The sequence below is a fragment of the Marisediminitalea sp. genome (assembly GCF_984433645.1).
Window position 1 is genome coordinate 1 of record NZ_CFIDRX010000016.1, and the last position, 14,458, is coordinate 14,458.

Genomic DNA, 14,458 nt, shown 5'->3' on the forward strand with positions numbered 1-14,458 from the left:
AAAAGGTACCAGCAGTACCAAGCCTGCAGCCGGTATCATCCAATGCAGATCGGTCTCGTAAGGGATCAACCAAGGGGCTTGCCAGGTAACCGCAAGCACTTTTTCAACGGGGGAGTCTATGCCGTAAGCCCTGCCTCCGCTTGTCGCTATTTGAACGCCGACCAGCAGTAACCAGGTAACAGGAATGCCAACCAGCGTTGAAGCAAGGTTGGATATGCTCACTGTTTTTAATGACTGTCCGAAGGACAAAGACAATCGCTGCGCACAATAAACGGACTCGATAAAGATAATGGGTAACAGCGACATGAGCAGGGCAGGCATCGCCAGAAATAGCATGGGCACGCCTGCGTTAGCGTTTGCCGCAAAGGGAAGCGCAAGGAAACACACCGGCAATACCAATATCCATGATTTTAACTTGCGCTGTCTATTTGGATGTCCGGGTAAGGAATCGGGATTGCGCTGAATAACGGGGAGCATTGGGTTGTCATCCTTGTTACACCAGTTGTTTACAAAGCTTTAGTGAATATTTTAATTGCAAAGTTCCCTTAAAATATCAGCGAGTGCTTTTGGACTATTGTTTGCCTCATTGGGGAGATGAAAGTCCAGAAAAAAGGAATTAGTGCCGAGGTGGATAATTGTGCCCTGTAGACAGTAGCTATATAGAAAATTGGGTAAGGCTGATTAGTGAATCAATTTTTGACTATCTATTTTATGAAATAACTGCGTGTCTACACATTACAAAAACACCCGCGGGCCTCAGTGTTTACCGTAGCCCCGAAGTACTGCTCAGTGGTGGCGATTCGGGCAATATCGTCCACTAAGTCATTGCCCGTAAAGCAGCCAAAACCCGTTGCATAAGGGCCAACATAGCGCAGATTACCGTTGTTATCGATAACAGCAAGGGCGGGGAAGTGGCTGATGAGTTTGCCAATGGCCGGATTTTCAGACAGCGACAAGGTGTTAAACTCATAGCCTTTGTCGGCGAGTGATTGGGTTATATCGTATTGATGGCCCTTGCTAAGGTCATTGCAAAAGCAATTGCTGTTAGCGCTAAGATGCACAATAGAGCCGTTGCTCACACCTGCCTCTTGCAACATGCCTGTAAAAGCACTATCGAAGTTCTGCTGGCTGGCAGCTTGCGCTAGTGAGGCGTCTGGATCAAAGTCCTGCATCTGATTACTGTTCGCTATGAGCAGGGCAACCAAAATAGCGGTTGCCCAAACGCCAACCAGTATCGTTGTTGTACGGCTACTCATTACACTACAAAACGTCTTACCATGGTTTGCAGTGTCTGACACAGAGTGGCCAACGATTGCGACTTTTGCTCCAGTTCCGCGGCGGTACGCGCTTCCTGGGTCGCCAGCTCGTAAATTTTTGCCGTGCTGGCCGCTATCGATGAGGACGCAGTTTCCTGTTCAACCGCCGAGGTTGCGACTTCCATCATGTTGTCCGAGGCCGCCTGGATTTTAGATTCGATGCCTTGCATGTGCGTGGCTGCGCGGTCTGATGCGCTTACTGCTTCGTCAACCAGTTCGATGCACTGATTCATCTGCGTCACTGACGACGCTGTGCTGGCCACTAATTGCTCGGTGATGGTAGAAATCTCGTCGGCACTTTCTTTAGAGCGTATTGCCAGGGTGCGGACTTCGTCAGCAACGACGGCGAAGCCCCGACCGTGCTCGCCGGCACGGGCCGATTCAATGGCTGCGTTAAGCGCAAGCAGGTTAGTTTGTTCCGCTACGGCGGTAATTGAACGCATGGAATCAGAGATACTGGCGCATCGCTCGTTCAGCTCCTGGTTGGTTTGCGCGGCACTGTTTAATCTGTCGCGCAATGAGCTAATGGTGGTCTTGGTACTTTCAACGGACGTTCTCGACTCTGATGTGTTCGCTTTGGCTTCCTGAGTGATGTCATTGGCTGCGTTAGTGCGCTCAGATGTGTCTTGCATGGTGACCGCAATTTCTTCCGATGCGGCGGAAATACTTCCGATTTCCTGATGACTCTGCTGGGCGTGCTCACTTAATTCCCGGGTAGCATTTTGCATGAAAGCACTAGTGTCAGCTACGTCATCTGCAAGCTTGGCGGCATTGCTCACCAATTGGCGTATAGCATCCAGTAGTTCGTCAAAGGTGCGCATTACGGGCACCGATTTGTCTATTTTCACCGCAAGGTTGAGACTTTCTTTGTCGCGAATGATGTCTGCAATGGCGGACTCCAGCAACGCGCCCCCTACACCGTCTTCATGACTGCGTTTGGTCATGTACATCAGGGTCAGGCCCTCAGCAAGGGCAAACGCGGCATGCAATAACAAAATGGAGAAGGTGATGTGGTTTTCTTCGAAAATGAATACCCCGGAACCGCCTGCTTGCATGAAAAAGAATAAAATATGGTGCACCGCAACCGTGGCAGTTGAGGTTGCAATGATGCGCCAGTTGCGGAAGTAAGCCAGCATGGCGAGCAGAACAAAAATCTCGAAATGAATTTCGATAAGCCCAAATGCCTGATGGATGTGCAGTGCCGTCATCAACTGAACGCCAATGCCAACAGCATGTCCGCTTATCTCTGATTCCGGGTTAGCATAGCTAAGGTACAAAGGGAGCGCGATAATCGGAATACCCAGCCAGAACGCTATCATTAGCTCGCCGGTAATCAATCCGATGACTACTGAGATAACCAACTGAACAATCAGAATAACTCTGAATATTTGATGGCCTTCTTTAACCCAAGAGAACATACAACACACTCCAATTTGCCCGTTACACGCTAAGTGTAGGACAGCATTTACAACTCGCCAGTTAATTCACACAGCTTACGCACCGTCAGCAAAGGGAGCCTTGATTCGAATCAACTGACCATGAGAAAAAGTAAACGAGATTCAAAGACAGAAATAACGAAGTAAGTAATTATTAAATAAGGAAAAGGATCAGTCGATTAACCAAAAGTATGAAGGCGGGCATTGTTTGCCCGCCTTGAATGGTTTGTTAGCAATCTATAGCCAGCGTTTCCATAGCATGGCAATGAGCATGACAACGGCAATCCCGCCCATAGCCATCATGAGCGTTGTAAATGCATCAGGGGCTTCGGTACCTGGCAGGCCGGCCACGTTCATACCAAATACACCGGTTAAAAAAGACAGTGGTAAAAATATGGCTGTGATCATCGATAGCACATACATGCGAATGCCTTGTTGATCAGCTATTTGGTTGCGTAATTCGTCCTGCAATACCAGTGAACGTTCCCTTGCCAGGTCGAGATCTTCAACGTAACGAGTCATGCGGTCGGCTTGGTCGCGCAATTCAAAAATCAAGCTGTCGTTGATCAGGTTTGGCGTTCGAATCAGCGTGTCCAGGGCATCGCGTTGCGGTGCCAGGTGGCGTCGAATAATCGCGGTTTGTCGACGTAACATAGCGAGCTGCTGTCGATCCTGTTTATTCAGGGCATCAGCTGTTTCGTATTGAGCAAGCTGTTCGTCAATATCTTCGATTTTGTCGTGTATGCGGTCGGCTATGCGGGTAAGCAAAGTGACTAGCAGCTCAGCAGTCGTCGCCGGGGCCTCGCCGCTTTCAATCATTTCCCGGGTGTCCTGCACACTCATCAGACGACGGTTCTGACGTCGCGCGGTCACCATCAGGTTAGGGGTTAACCACAAGCGCAATGACACCATATCATCGGGGTCTGCACCTGGATTTGCGTTAATGCCACGCAGGAAAATCAATGCGCCTTCTTTTATTGGCAGCACGCGCGGACGGGTTTGCAGTGCCATCAGGCTATCGGCCACTGAAGACGGCAACGCGAGGGTATCTAATAGTTGCTCGGCATCAGACTCGTCAGACTGCAAATGAACCCATCGATAGGTGTTAGGGGCAATCGGTGTGGTGATGGCTGCTTTATCTACCGTGGCAATGGTGCCGTCAACGCTAATATCGTACGCCCATAAAAAGGCCTGGTCTGCATTGCTCATGCATTTTCCTTAGGAGATTGAACAAGTTGTAACGTACCATCCAAATGCACATCGCGCTGCGGGTAGGCAATAACGATGTTGTGTTGGTTAAACAGTCCGTCGATGGTAAAGCGAATGTCACTGCGTATTTTGCGTAAATCGCGCTCTGCCGTGGCATTGATCCAAAAATACACCTCAAAAATTAAAGCGTTATCGCCAAAGTCATCAAAAATCACTATGGGTTTGGGCTCGGGCAGAATTTCAGTTTGTTCCAGTACTGCTTGTTCTATAAGACTGGCAACCAGCTTACAGTCTGAGCCATACGCCACGCCGACTTTTACGGTGGTTCGGGTAAGCAAGTCAATCAGCGTCCAGTTGATCACCGTGTTTTCCAACAATTTGCTGTTCGGAATAAGCATGTGTACTCCGTCGACACGGCGGATTCGTGTTGAACGAGTATTAATAGCTTCCACCACGCCGCGCGCGCCGTCGACCTCCAGTACATCTCCGATGCGGATGGGGCGTTCCCACATGAGTATCCAGCCAGAGATGAAGTTATTGATAATGTTTTGCGCACCAAAACCCACACCAATCGCTACGGCGCCCGATAAAAAGGCGAACGCAGTCAGTGGCACATTCATCATATCCAGCGACGTGACGACCAGAATAGCCATGGCCAGGATATAGAAAATACGTTTAAACAGGTGAATGGTATCGGGGCTGGCACCGGACGAGCGCAGGCGATAGGTTGCCAGGTGCGCGAGTTTTCGAATCACCCAGATGCCAACCACATACAGCAGTGGCACGGCTATCAGCCCGCCAGTAGTAAACGTGATGTCGAACAGGGTAAATAACTCTGTAGATAAAAAGTTTTTAACTTGTTCAAATGTTTGCATGGTTAAAACCGTTGGATGTATTTGCGCCACATAATACTGGCGCAGCCTCTGGCGGGGCAATTCTTTTATACAAAAACATGTTAGAATGCGGCAAATTTACTGGTGTCTATGAATCTATGAAGTACCTCTTTGCCGGCGCATTGGCGCTTTGTTTGTGGGCCGTTGGCGGTATGCATCAGGCACACGCATTTATGCTTACCTTGTCTGAGTCACAGCTAAACGCCATGGTGTCTGCTGTATTTCCGCAAACCCGGGTGTATGAAGACACCCAGTTCACATTTTCTAACCCTGCTGTCGACCTTGATCCGCTGGAAGATGAAATCAGTGTGAACGTGACCGTCCTGGCAGAGCGGGATGGTTTACAGCTAAAAGCCACAGCGACATTGTCGGGTGAATTGTTCTATCACGCGCAATTGGGTCAGTTGCAAATCAAAGAGCCGACACTGGATGAACTCGAGTGGGCCGAACACGGTAATCTGGTACCCGAGTCGCTGTTAAACAGCCTGAAGCGAATGGAAGGCAAACGCTTCCCGGTAATCCTGTTGCTCGACTTCGAACAGTTAGACTTATCGGCCTGGGGTATCCGGCAGCCCAAGCGAGTCGAAATCACGCCAAACGGCCTGTTGATAGAAATCTGATCCCATGAAAAAAATCGCGTTTCTGTCGATGGACAGCCTGGAAGACTTTTTTGTATACGACGACCTACTCATCGAGCCGTTTGCCAATAATGGCTATGACGTCGAAACCGTGTCGTGGCGCAACAGCAGTTGGGATTACAGTGACTATGAGTCGGTTATTGTGCGCAGTCCGTGGGACTATCAGCAGGCACCAGAGGCCTTTATGGCTTGCCTGGAGCGGATTGCAGGGCAAACTCAGCTGATAAACCCGTTAGCGCTGATGCAATGGAATCTGGATAAGCGCTATTTGCGAGACCTGGAAGCCAGTGCAGTGGCTGTACTACCGACTATTTGGCTTGATGACTACGATCATGACTCACTCGCCGGTGCTTTTGCCGATTTCGATTGCGATGAGATTGTCATCAAGCCGTGTATCAGTGCAAATGCCGACGATACTTACCGTTTAACGCGCGAATCGTTGTCGGCTCAGCAAGACACACTGGCTGCTGTCTTTGCCCGTCGTCCAGCTATGGTTCAGCCGTTTGTGACCAGTGTTGTTGAACAGGGCGAAGTGTCGTTATTTTATTTTGCAGGTGAGCTAAGCCATGCCATTCTGAAAACGCCTAAACAAGGTGACTTTCGGGTGCAGGAAGAGCACGGTGGCAGTCTGGCAGTGATATCTCCTGATCAGGCAATGCTAAACAGTGCAGAGCTGGCTTTGCAGGCGATGCCAACTGAGTATTTGTATGCCCGGGTAGACTTGCTTCAACACAACGGACAGTGGTGCATTATTGAGTTAGAGCTCATTGAACCGTCGTTGTATTTTAATCTGGATACGCACTCTCCTCAGTGCTTTGTAAGTGCTTACTTGCGATATATGTCTAATAAAATAAAGTGACAAAAATAAGGCATACCGAGGTATGCCTTATTACTTTGCAGTTAGTGTTGCTTAGAGTGTTGCCTGTTATTATGCGACGCGCTTTGACGCTGAGACTGTTTTACCTGGCGTTGCTTAGACGCCTGACGTTGCTGCGACGGTTGACGGTGCGCTGTCGTTTCGCGCTTCACCTTTCGCTCGTGCTTTTCCTGTTTGTATTGCAGCTTACCGGGTTTAGAATGTACCGGCTGCGTTGGTTTGTGTTGCTGCGCGACATTTGGGTGTGCACGTTGTGGGTTCACTGCCCGGTGCTCAGCGGCCTGGCGTTGAGGCTTATTGACCTGGGTATAACGTTTTTGCTGTTCGCGAGCGGTCGGCTTATGCGCTTGCTGTTTAAGCTTTTTCTCTATTCTTTGCTGGTGAACCACAGGGCGAACCAGGCTTCTGTCAGGCGCTTGTGCCGAATGATAACGCACGGTCTTGTGCTGCTTAATTACCGACGGCTTACGTTCAACCACGCGGTGCGAATAGCGGGCATGTCGGTTGGCACTATTGTGTTGCCAACGATGGTATTCCCGCACGTTGTAACGCTTACGGTAAGACACACTTGGGTAGTGATGAACGGTTCTGTGACTAACAACAATATGGCGGTCTGGCCAGAATATATGCCCGAAGTAAAAGCCCGCGCCAATGGTGACCCGACTTCCCCAGTAAAAGCCATGATGCAAGCGCACGTTCACATAGCCTGGCCAAATGACCGGGGCGATTGGATGGTGCCAGTGACCATAGGTGATCATTGGATCATAATAGGGCACATACACTACGCGAGGCTGACGCGGCTCTATAACAATGACCCTGTCTTCGTAGCTAACGCGCTGGTAGTCGTTAGTTTCCAGGTTACCGTGCTGCCAGGCTTGTAAACGCAGCGCCTGAACCCGGTCCAGTACCCAGTCCTCATCGGTGAGTACAGCATCACCTACTGATTCCAGCCAGTTCAGGTCCTGACTCATGCGCGACAGAATATCCGGAAATGGCACCAGGGCCTTCACGCTGGGATCCCAGGTTTTAGTATCAAGCAGCTCGGCCAGCGTATCGTCACTGAGATTGTCATTGCTCTGCTGCCAGCGCTGGGCATCAATGACCTGCAGCGGGTAGGTACTGGCTATCAGAATATGGGTAACCACAGAATCAGGGTACAGGGCAATCGGGGCGAGCAGGGCGTCGAGCTCGGCTTCAGAGACGCGTTGGCTCTGCACCAGTTCGGTTGATTCAGGGGCGCTCATGGCCTGAACCTGTGTGCTTCCCAGCAGGGAAATCAAAATCAAAGACAGGATGCGTTTGTGCATACAGACTCCTCGCGCAAATGCGCTGTGTAATTGGTCTGTATACCGTTATACGCGTGGGTAAATTAACTTTACCTGAACCAAACACAACTCGTTGGTTCAGGTTTACACGCCCGTTAGAGGGGGTTAGTCACCGAGGACATGCGGATCAAATGCATGACCCAGTTTTTCGGTTTTGGTGCGGATATAGTGTTTGTTGTCTTTGGTTACGCCGTGATCAATGGGTTTACGCGCGACCACATTAATCCCTAGCGCTTCCAGCGCTGCCGTCTTGCGGGGATTGTTGGTCATAAGCTCAACGTTTTTGACCTTCAGGGTATCCAGCATCACTTTACACATGTCGTAGGTACGCATGTCGGCATCAAATCCGAGGTGTTCGTTTGCTTCTACCGTGTCCATACCGTTATCCTGCAGGTGGTATGCGCGGATTTTGTTGATTAAACCAATGCCCCGACCTTCCTGGCGCAAGTACAGCAATACACCGTAACCACGCTCCACAATGTTTTCCATTGCCCGTTCCAACTGGAAGCCACAATCGCAACGCGTTGAAAATAAGGCGTCGCCGGTTAAACATTCTGAGTGGATACGAATCGGCACAACGTCGTCGGGTTGCCAGGAACCATAAGACAGAGCAACGTGTTCAGTGCCACCCTCTTCGACAAAACCATGAATGGTAAACTCGCCTTTGCGGGTGGGGAGTTTGGCTGCGCTAACAAAACGATACTGTGGGGATGTACTGGTCATGAAACTCAATGCCGGTTTAAATCTGACTGTGCTATATGGGGGTTGGGCGGCCCTTTGCAAGGCCTGTAACTGATTTAATATAGCACTTTTTTCATTCATTAGCCACGCGGCAGAGCAATGCTTGCAGCGCCTCAGTGGCGTTTTGGTAATTCTGTGTGTAACCCGACGGGGTGAGCCACATGGCCTCGCACAACCATTCGGCTTGCAGTAACAAATCCATATCGGGGAGTAAATATCGGGCCTGCGCCCGGTCTGCGCCCCATTCCAACTCCGTGGGCGGCTGGTCGAAAACCTTGCCGAGTCCTTCACATAAACGGGTAAATGCCAGCGGCGTGGCTGGCAAGGGAAGGTTGATCATCAGTTGGCCATTGTCACTTAAACTGAGTGCTTCAGTGAGGCATTGCGTGGTTAACTGCTGCATGACAAACTCACTGTTTCGCTGCTGTCATCCGGCTGTTCAAAAGGCTCGCTTGCTGTTGTCGACTGATACGGCGTCTGCAACGCTAGCAACAATTGCTTTGCAATCGAAAAATCGCCTTGTTCTGCCGCTGCAATGGCTTGCTGCAGGGTATGGGTACGGGCAATCACCGCAGGGTTTCTGGCTAGCATGCTTGCCTGGCTCTCAGTAGAAGACTGGCGGCGCTGACGATAGTCCTGCCACCATCCGTCAAAGGCATTGCGGTCGATAAAGTGATCGCGCAGCGCCGGTGTTAATGCGTCGTGGTCGGTACTGGCAAGCCATCTGAAGCTTTGCGTGTAGTCGATAGGGTTTTGAGCCAGCATCGCGAGCCACTGATTCAGACAAGCCTCGTGCTCTTTGTCGTTGTCTAAGCCGATACGCGCCAGCATGGTTTGGCGATACACAGCTAAAAAAGCAGGTTCAAACTGCGTCAGGCAGTCTTTGATATCATCAATACTCATGTAGCGAGAAAACGCGTACGCCATGGCATTTAAGTTCCACAGGGCAATTCCGGGCTGGCGATCAAAAGCATAGCGACCTTCGTGATCAGAATGATTAAACACCGCGTCCGATTTAAATTGCTCCATAAATGCATACGGGCCATAGTCGAAAGTAATGCCGTGAATCGACATGTTGTCGGTGTTCATTACCCCATGCACAAACCCATGTACCTGCCACAAGGCTACCATTCTGGCAGTGCGTAATGTAATTGCTTTCAACAAGGCTTTGTGGGGTTCTGCCTGCGACGCACAGTCCGGGAAATGGCGTGTCAGGGTGAAGTCCATGAGCTTGTCTAAAATGTCGAACTCTTTGCTGTGAAAGTAGTATTCGAAGTGCCCGAAGCGCAGGTGACTGGGCGCCATTCTAATCATCATGGCACCCGGCTCGGGTAGTTCCCGGTATACGCGTTCATTGCTTGTGAACATACACAACGAACGTGACGACGGAATGCCGAGATGATGCAAGGCTTCAGAACCAATATATTCCCGTAACGTTGAGCGCAATACGGCCCGGCCATCGGCATGACGGGAATAAGGCGTCTGCCCCGCACCTTTGAGATGCAGATCAAATTGCGCCCCCTTGTCATCGGTCACTTCGCCAAGCAGTAACCCACGCCCATCACCCAGATACGGATTCCACTGACCAAACTGGTGTCCGCCATATTTTTGCGCCACCGCCTGTTTACCGAGGGCGCCCTGCTCAGAAAAAATCTGTTCAATGATCCCCTGGTCGGTAAACCAGTCGGTTGGTAAATTGAATTGCTCTGCCAGTGCCGTATTTGTCAGGCATAAAGTCAAATCGCTGAGCGGTTGTGGTGTGACTGCACTGACGGTTTCAGACAGGTCGGTGGCGTAATGGTGACTTAGCTGCATAGAAAACCCAAATACTGATTATGTGCGTATCCTATCATTGAGATGCGCATTTCCGTAATCAAACAATCTGTTGATCGGTTTGCGGTGCCTGGGCGTATACAATAGGTTTATATTAAAGGAGCCATCATGACAACTTCACCGGAAATCGTACTTCACCATCTTAACAACAGCCGCTCTCAGCGTATTCTCTGGCTTCTGGAAGAACTGGGACTTGCGTACACGGTGAAACACTATCAGCGCGATGCAAAAACGAATCTGGCTCCGGCCGCGCTGAAAGACGTGCATGCACTAGGACGCTCGCCGGTGCTGACCCATGGCGATCTGGTGTTGGCGGAATCCGGTGCCATCATTGAGTTTCTGGTAGACACCTATGCGCCTCATTTAAAACCGGCGTCAACGGCAGACTTAATGCAATATCGTTTCTGGATGCACTTCGCGGAAGGAAGTCTGATGCCGCCGTTAGTTGCCCGCCTCGTGCTCGGCAAGGCCAAGGAAAAAGCAGGTCCGTTTTTCATTAAGCCTATTGTAAACAAGCTGGTCGACGGCATTATTGCTGCCTATTACGGCCCTAATCTTGAACAAAGCCTGAAATACGTGAACGACTACCTGTCTGATCACGAGTGGTTTGCCGGCGATGCACTGAGCGGCGCGGACTTCCAGATGAGCTTCCCGCTTGAGGCAATGCAAGGGCGCGTTGGAAAAGGTCTGTATCCGGGCATAGACGCATTTGTTCAACAAATACACGCGCGTGAAGCCTACCAGCGGGGGCTGGAAAAAGGCGGTGAATACGCTTACGCGTAGCCTTGTTTGCTTCGTATCAAATGGGACATTGTAAGGGGTTAAAAGCGCGGTGACTTAGTCGTCGCGTTCCAGATAGTCCTGAATCAGTTGTAAAAAGGCGTCGCCGTACCGCTGCAGTTTGGTTTTGCCCACGCCACTGACTTCAAGCAGTTGGGCTTCGCTGGTGGGTTTGGCGTCTGACATTTCAGCCAGGGTCGCATCACTGAAAATAACAAAAGGCGGTACATCGTGCTCCTGAGCAAGGACTTTTCGCAAATGTTTCAGACGAGCAAACAGGGCTTTGTCGTAGTTTTTCAGGGCGCCGCGCGCGGGCTTATCCTGTTTGATTTCCAATCGTGGTGTCGCCAGTTCCACTGGGACTTCGCCTTTTAATACTGCCCGGGCGGCTTCTGTCAAACGTAACACTGCATGGTTAGCAACATCGATACGTACATAGCCCCGGTGAATTAACTGGTTAATAATATTGTGCCAGTACTGGTCGCTTTGCGACTTACCAATCCCCCAGGTCGAGAGCTTTTCGTGGCCGGATTCCTGAATGCGTTTGTGTGATTTACCGCGCAGCACGTCAATGACGTATTGTGTGGCAAAGCGTTGCTCCAGTCGAAGAATACAGCTGAGCACCATCTGTGCCGTCACCAGTCCATCGAACGGACGGGGCGGATCCAAACAGATATCACAGTTACCACAGGCTTTGTCACTGAATTGCGAAAAGTAGTTCAGCAGTACCTGACGACGGCAGGTCTGTGCTTCCGAGAACGATTCCATGGCACTGAACTTCTGGAGTTCAATCGCATTGCGCTCGGCATTTTCGCCCTGGTCAATCCATTGCTTCACCCGTGCACTGTCTTTTTCGTCGAACAGCAACATGGCTTCCGCAGGCAAACCGTCACGCCCGGCCCGGCCGGTTTCCTGATAATAGCTCTCAATGCTACGCGGCACGTCATGGTGAACAACGTAGCGAACGTTGGATTTATTGATGCCCATACCAAAAGCGACCGTGGCGACCACAATGTCGATTTTATCGGTAATAAACTGCCGCTGAACAAAGGCGCGTTCATCTGCCTCCATACCCGCGTGATAGGCCGCGCAACGCATGCCCTGGCGGTGAAGCTTGGCGTTTAAATCATCCACCTTGGCGCGTGAATTACAGTAAATAATCCCGCTGCCATCCTGTTGCTTGATATAAGTAACAATCTGGTCAAAAGCTTTGTATTTTGGCACCACCCTGTAGCGAATATTGGGTCTGTCGAAGCTTCCCCGATACACCAGTGGATCGATTAATCCTAACTGAAGCAGGATATCTTGCTGCGTTGTGGTGTCTGCCGTGGCGGTTAAACCAATGAGGGGCACATTCGGAAAGCGCTGCTTGAGTAAGCCTAACCCCCTGTAATCCTGACGGAAATCGTGGCCCCAGTGGGACACACAATGCGCTTCATCCACCGCGAATAAGGCAATCGGTAACGATGCCAGCATATTCAGAAAATACGGTTGTAACAAACGTTCAGGCGACACATATACCATGTCGTATTCGCCGTCTTTCAACCCTTGCGTGGTGCTGTGTAGTGTTTCCGGATCCAGGCTCGAATTGATATAAGCCGCTTTTACACCGGCTTCACGTAATTGTTCAACCTGATCCTGCATGAGAGAAATGAGAGGCGACACCACAATGCCCGTGCCATCGCGTACCATGGCCGGGATCTGGTAACACAGCGATTTTCCGCCACCAGTGGGTAACAATACCAACGCATCTGCGCCGTCAATCAGTTGTGCTATGACTTCAGCTTGCCCATCGCGGAACTCGCGATAGCCGAAGGTATCTTCCAATACTTGTTGGGCACGCGCGAGCGCCTCGGTGTTGTCCGAGGGGAAATCTGACTGTGGAGCAGGGGATGGGGATGTCGCTATCATTGGGCGAAGATTTTACGCGTTTTTGAGGAAATTATCAGGCCTTTTTAAGATCAGTTTTTCCCATTCGGAATTTAAGGAAAAGTGCTATAGTGACGCCCAGTTAACTTGTACCTAGGCGGAGTGCTCTATGGCCGAACCATTACCTAATCTGATTGAAGAAATTGTTGCCGACAATGGAAATGATGACATGCAATCGGTGGCGGAATCGTTACTGCCCGCAGAACATGTAGAAATAGCAACGCTACTGGAATCACTGCCGGTTGAAGAGCGTTTGTCGTTGTGGGAAGCCCTGCCGGATGACCGCAAAATTGACGTGCTGGTAGAAATGCGGAGCGACCCTCGTGAAGTGCTGATTTCAGCCACCGAGGACGATCAGTGGAGCAAAATCCTCACTGGTATTGACGCCGAGGACTTACTCGAGCTGATGGATTCATTGCCTGCCAAGCTGATGGAGCTGGCATTTCAGGCACTGGACGACCAGCAACAGGGTTACTTCCGCGACGCGACACAGTTTCCCGACGAGCAAATTGGTCACTGGATTTCGCATGACGTACTGGCAATGCCATTAAATGCCAAAGTACGCGACGGTTTGCGCCGCATTCGCCGGAATGTGCCACAGCATTGTGATACGATCTTTTTGATCAACCGTTCCGGACAGTTTTCTGCCGCTGTGAAGCTAACCAAAGTGTTCGGTGCACCAGAACATTTGCCACTGGTGGAACTTACCGAGGAGTTTATTCCGGTAATTAAAGGCTCTGACGACAGTACTACCGCGTCTTTACAGGTGCAGCGAAGTGGCTTTTCTGCGTTGCCGGTGGTCGACGATACCAACAAACTGTTAGGCCGGGTCGACATTTTAAGTGCCAGTGAACTGGTCAATGAAAACTACGAGCGTCAGGTGATGGCCACCGCGGGTATGGATGAAGACGAGGATTTATTTGCGCCCGTCGCTAAAAGTGCCCGTAGTCGCGCGCTGTGGTTGGGGATCAACCTGCTCACCGCATTTCTGGCTTCCTGGTTCATCGGGTTGTTCGAAGCAACGCTACAGCAAGTTGTGGCGCTCGCTGTGCTGATGCCTGTGGTAGCAAGCATGGGCGGGATTGCAGGAAGCCAGACGCTAACGCTGATTGTACGGGGTCTGGCACTAGGCCAGGTTACAGGTGCCAACCTGAAAGCTCTGATGACCAAAGAACTGAAAGTCGGCGGAGTGAACGGCGTTATCTGGGCGTTAGTTATCGGCATTGTGGCGTTTTTCTGGTTTAGTGACCCGCTGCTGGGCTTGGTGATCTGCCTGGCAATTTTTATGAATATTCTGGCCGCAGCCCTGGCCGGTGTATTACTGCCTGTGGTGCTGGATAAGTTGAAAATCGATCCTGCGCTTTCCGGGTCGGTTATTCTCACCACGGTTACTGATATTGTGGGATTTGTTGCATTCCTCGGCCTCGGCAGCCTGTTTTTATTGTAGGGAGATAGTGTGTCAGCCAAACCGGTTGCTTTTG

The 14,458-nt window shown here is 50.7% G+C and carries 14 protein-coding genes; 4 read left to right on the forward strand and 10 right to left on the reverse strand.

Annotated elements, in window-relative coordinates; all coding sequences use genetic code 11:
- From AC4MRN_RS03870 to AC4MRN_RS03890, 5 genes are all read right to left on the reverse strand, one after another.
- A partial coding sequence (locus AC4MRN_RS03870) for a hypothetical protein (RefSeq protein WP_491202555.1) occupies positions 1 to 477 on the reverse strand: 477 nt, incomplete at its 3' end.
- A 251-nt stretch (positions 478 to 728) separates the two neighbouring features.
- Complete coding sequence (locus tag AC4MRN_RS03875) at positions 729 to 1,256, reverse strand: DUF6436 domain-containing protein (protein ID WP_255051612.1); 528 nt, start codon at positions 1,254 to 1,256, stop codon at positions 729 to 731.
- Positions 1,256 to 2,734, reverse strand: a complete 1,479-nt coding sequence (locus tag AC4MRN_RS03880) for a methyl-accepting chemotaxis protein (protein ID WP_155016252.1) — start codon at positions 2,732 to 2,734, stop codon at positions 1,256 to 1,258. The genes AC4MRN_RS03875 and AC4MRN_RS03880 overlap by 1 nt, the downstream gene beginning before the upstream one ends.
- A gap of 255 nt (positions 2,735 to 2,989) precedes the next feature.
- Positions 2,990 to 3,961, reverse strand: coding sequence for a zinc transporter ZntB (locus AC4MRN_RS03885; RefSeq protein ID WP_491202556.1), 972 nt, complete (start codon positions 3,959 to 3,961; stop codon positions 2,990 to 2,992).
- Complete coding sequence (locus tag AC4MRN_RS03890) at positions 3,958 to 4,836, reverse strand: mechanosensitive ion channel family protein (protein WP_073317370.1); 879 nt, start codon at positions 4,834 to 4,836, stop codon at positions 3,958 to 3,960. Before AC4MRN_RS03890 ends, AC4MRN_RS03885 begins: the two co-directional genes overlap by 4 nt.
- A 116-nt stretch (positions 4,837 to 4,952) precedes the next feature.
- On the opposite strand from AC4MRN_RS03890, the gene AC4MRN_RS03895 reads away from it, so the two are divergent.
- Both AC4MRN_RS03895 and AC4MRN_RS03900 read left to right on the forward strand, forming a co-directional pair.
- Positions 4,953 to 5,474, forward strand: a complete 522-nt coding sequence (locus AC4MRN_RS03895; RefSeq protein ID WP_370242600.1) for a YceB family lipoprotein — start codon at positions 4,953 to 4,955, stop codon at positions 5,472 to 5,474.
- Between the two features lie 4 nt (positions 5,475 to 5,478).
- Positions 5,479 to 6,351: an ATP-grasp domain-containing protein gene (locus tag AC4MRN_RS03900; protein ID WP_490711376.1), complete on the forward strand. Its 873-nt coding sequence runs from the start codon at positions 5,479 to 5,481 to the stop codon at positions 6,349 to 6,351.
- 41 nt (positions 6,352 to 6,392) lie between these two features.
- Here AC4MRN_RS03900 and AC4MRN_RS03905 read toward each other — a convergent pair whose 3' ends face one another.
- The 4 genes from AC4MRN_RS03905 to AC4MRN_RS03920 form a co-directional block, all read right to left on the reverse strand.
- The gene (locus AC4MRN_RS03905) at positions 6,393 to 7,676 is read right to left on the reverse strand and encodes a DUF3300 domain-containing protein (protein ID WP_491202557.1); all 1,284 of its coding nucleotides are present in this window, start codon (positions 7,674 to 7,676) and stop codon (positions 6,393 to 6,395) included.
- Positions 7,677 to 7,799: 123 nt separating this feature from the next.
- Positions 7,800 to 8,417 (reverse strand): GTP cyclohydrolase II, encoded by a 618-nt coding sequence (gene ribA / locus AC4MRN_RS03910; RefSeq protein ID WP_073318621.1) that lies wholly within the window; start codon positions 8,415 to 8,417, stop codon positions 7,800 to 7,802.
- Positions 8,418 to 8,508: 91 nt separating this feature from the next.
- A complete protein-coding gene (locus tag AC4MRN_RS03915; protein WP_491202558.1) occupies positions 8,509 to 8,838 on the reverse strand; it encodes a hypothetical protein in 330 nt (109 codons plus the stop codon).
- Complete coding sequence (locus AC4MRN_RS03920; RefSeq protein WP_488801883.1) at positions 8,826 to 10,250, reverse strand: protein adenylyltransferase SelO; 1,425 nt, start codon at positions 10,248 to 10,250, stop codon at positions 8,826 to 8,828. Before AC4MRN_RS03920 ends, AC4MRN_RS03915 begins: the two co-directional genes overlap by 13 nt.
- Before the next feature lie 126 nt (positions 10,251 to 10,376).
- On the opposite strand from AC4MRN_RS03920, the gene AC4MRN_RS03925 reads away from it, so the two are divergent.
- Positions 10,377 to 11,051 carry a glutathione S-transferase gene (locus tag AC4MRN_RS03925; RefSeq protein WP_488799432.1) on the forward strand — a complete coding sequence of 225 codons (675 nt, stop codon included), beginning with the start codon at positions 10,377 to 10,379 and terminating at the stop codon, positions 11,049 to 11,051.
- Positions 11,052 to 11,105: 54 nt separating this feature from the next.
- On the opposite strand, the gene recQ is transcribed toward AC4MRN_RS03925, so the two are convergent.
- Positions 11,106 to 12,959: a DNA helicase RecQ gene (gene recQ, locus AC4MRN_RS03930; protein WP_487964959.1), complete on the reverse strand. Its 1,854-nt coding sequence runs from the start codon at positions 12,957 to 12,959 to the stop codon at positions 11,106 to 11,108.
- A 127-nt stretch (positions 12,960 to 13,086) separates the two neighbouring features.
- Between recQ and AC4MRN_RS03935 the strand changes: the two genes are divergently transcribed.
- Positions 13,087 to 14,424, forward strand: a complete 1,338-nt coding sequence (locus AC4MRN_RS03935; RefSeq protein WP_490711378.1) for a magnesium transporter — start codon at positions 13,087 to 13,089, stop codon at positions 14,422 to 14,424.
- Positions 14,425 to 14,458: the final 34 nt, after the last annotated feature.

Excerpts from the sequence above, each read along its gene's own strand:
- AC4MRN_RS03905 (WP_491202557.1), bottom strand. The coding sequence starts at position 7,676 with ATGCACAAACGCATCCTGTCTTTGATTTTGATTTCCCTGCTGGGAAGC.
- recQ (WP_487964959.1), bottom strand. The coding sequence starts at position 12,959 with ATGATAGCGACATCCCCATCCCCTGCTCCACAGTCAGATTTCCCCTCG.
- AC4MRN_RS03920 (WP_488801883.1), bottom strand. The coding sequence starts at position 10,250 with ATGCAGCTAAGTCACCATTACGCCACCGACCTGTCTGAAACCGTCAGT.
- AC4MRN_RS03890 (WP_073317370.1), bottom strand. The coding sequence starts at position 4,836 with ATGCAAACATTTGAACAAGTTAAAAACTTTTTATCTACAGAGTTATTT.
- AC4MRN_RS03935 (WP_490711378.1), top strand. The coding sequence starts at position 13,087 with ATGGCCGAACCATTACCTAATCTGATTGAAGAAATTGTTGCCGACAAT.
- AC4MRN_RS03900 (WP_490711376.1), top strand. The coding sequence starts at position 5,479 with ATGAAAAAAATCGCGTTTCTGTCGATGGACAGCCTGGAAGACTTTTTT.
- AC4MRN_RS03875 (WP_255051612.1), bottom strand. The coding sequence starts at position 1,256 with ATGAGTAGCCGTACAACAACGATACTGGTTGGCGTTTGGGCAACCGCT.
- AC4MRN_RS03880 (WP_155016252.1), bottom strand. The coding sequence starts at position 2,734 with ATGTTCTCTTGGGTTAAAGAAGGCCATCAAATATTCAGAGTTATTCTG.
- AC4MRN_RS03915 (WP_491202558.1), bottom strand. The coding sequence starts at position 8,838 with ATGCAGCAGTTAACCACGCAATGCCTCACTGAAGCACTCAGTTTAAGT.
- AC4MRN_RS03925 (WP_488799432.1), top strand. The coding sequence starts at position 10,377 with ATGACAACTTCACCGGAAATCGTACTTCACCATCTTAACAACAGCCGC.
- AC4MRN_RS03885 (WP_491202556.1), bottom strand. The coding sequence starts at position 3,961 with ATGAGCAATGCAGACCAGGCCTTTTTATGGGCGTACGATATTAGCGTT.
- ribA (WP_073318621.1), bottom strand. The coding sequence starts at position 8,417 with ATGACCAGTACATCCCCACAGTATCGTTTTGTTAGCGCAGCCAAACTC.
- AC4MRN_RS03895 (WP_370242600.1), top strand. The coding sequence starts at position 4,953 with ATGAAGTACCTCTTTGCCGGCGCATTGGCGCTTTGTTTGTGGGCCGTT.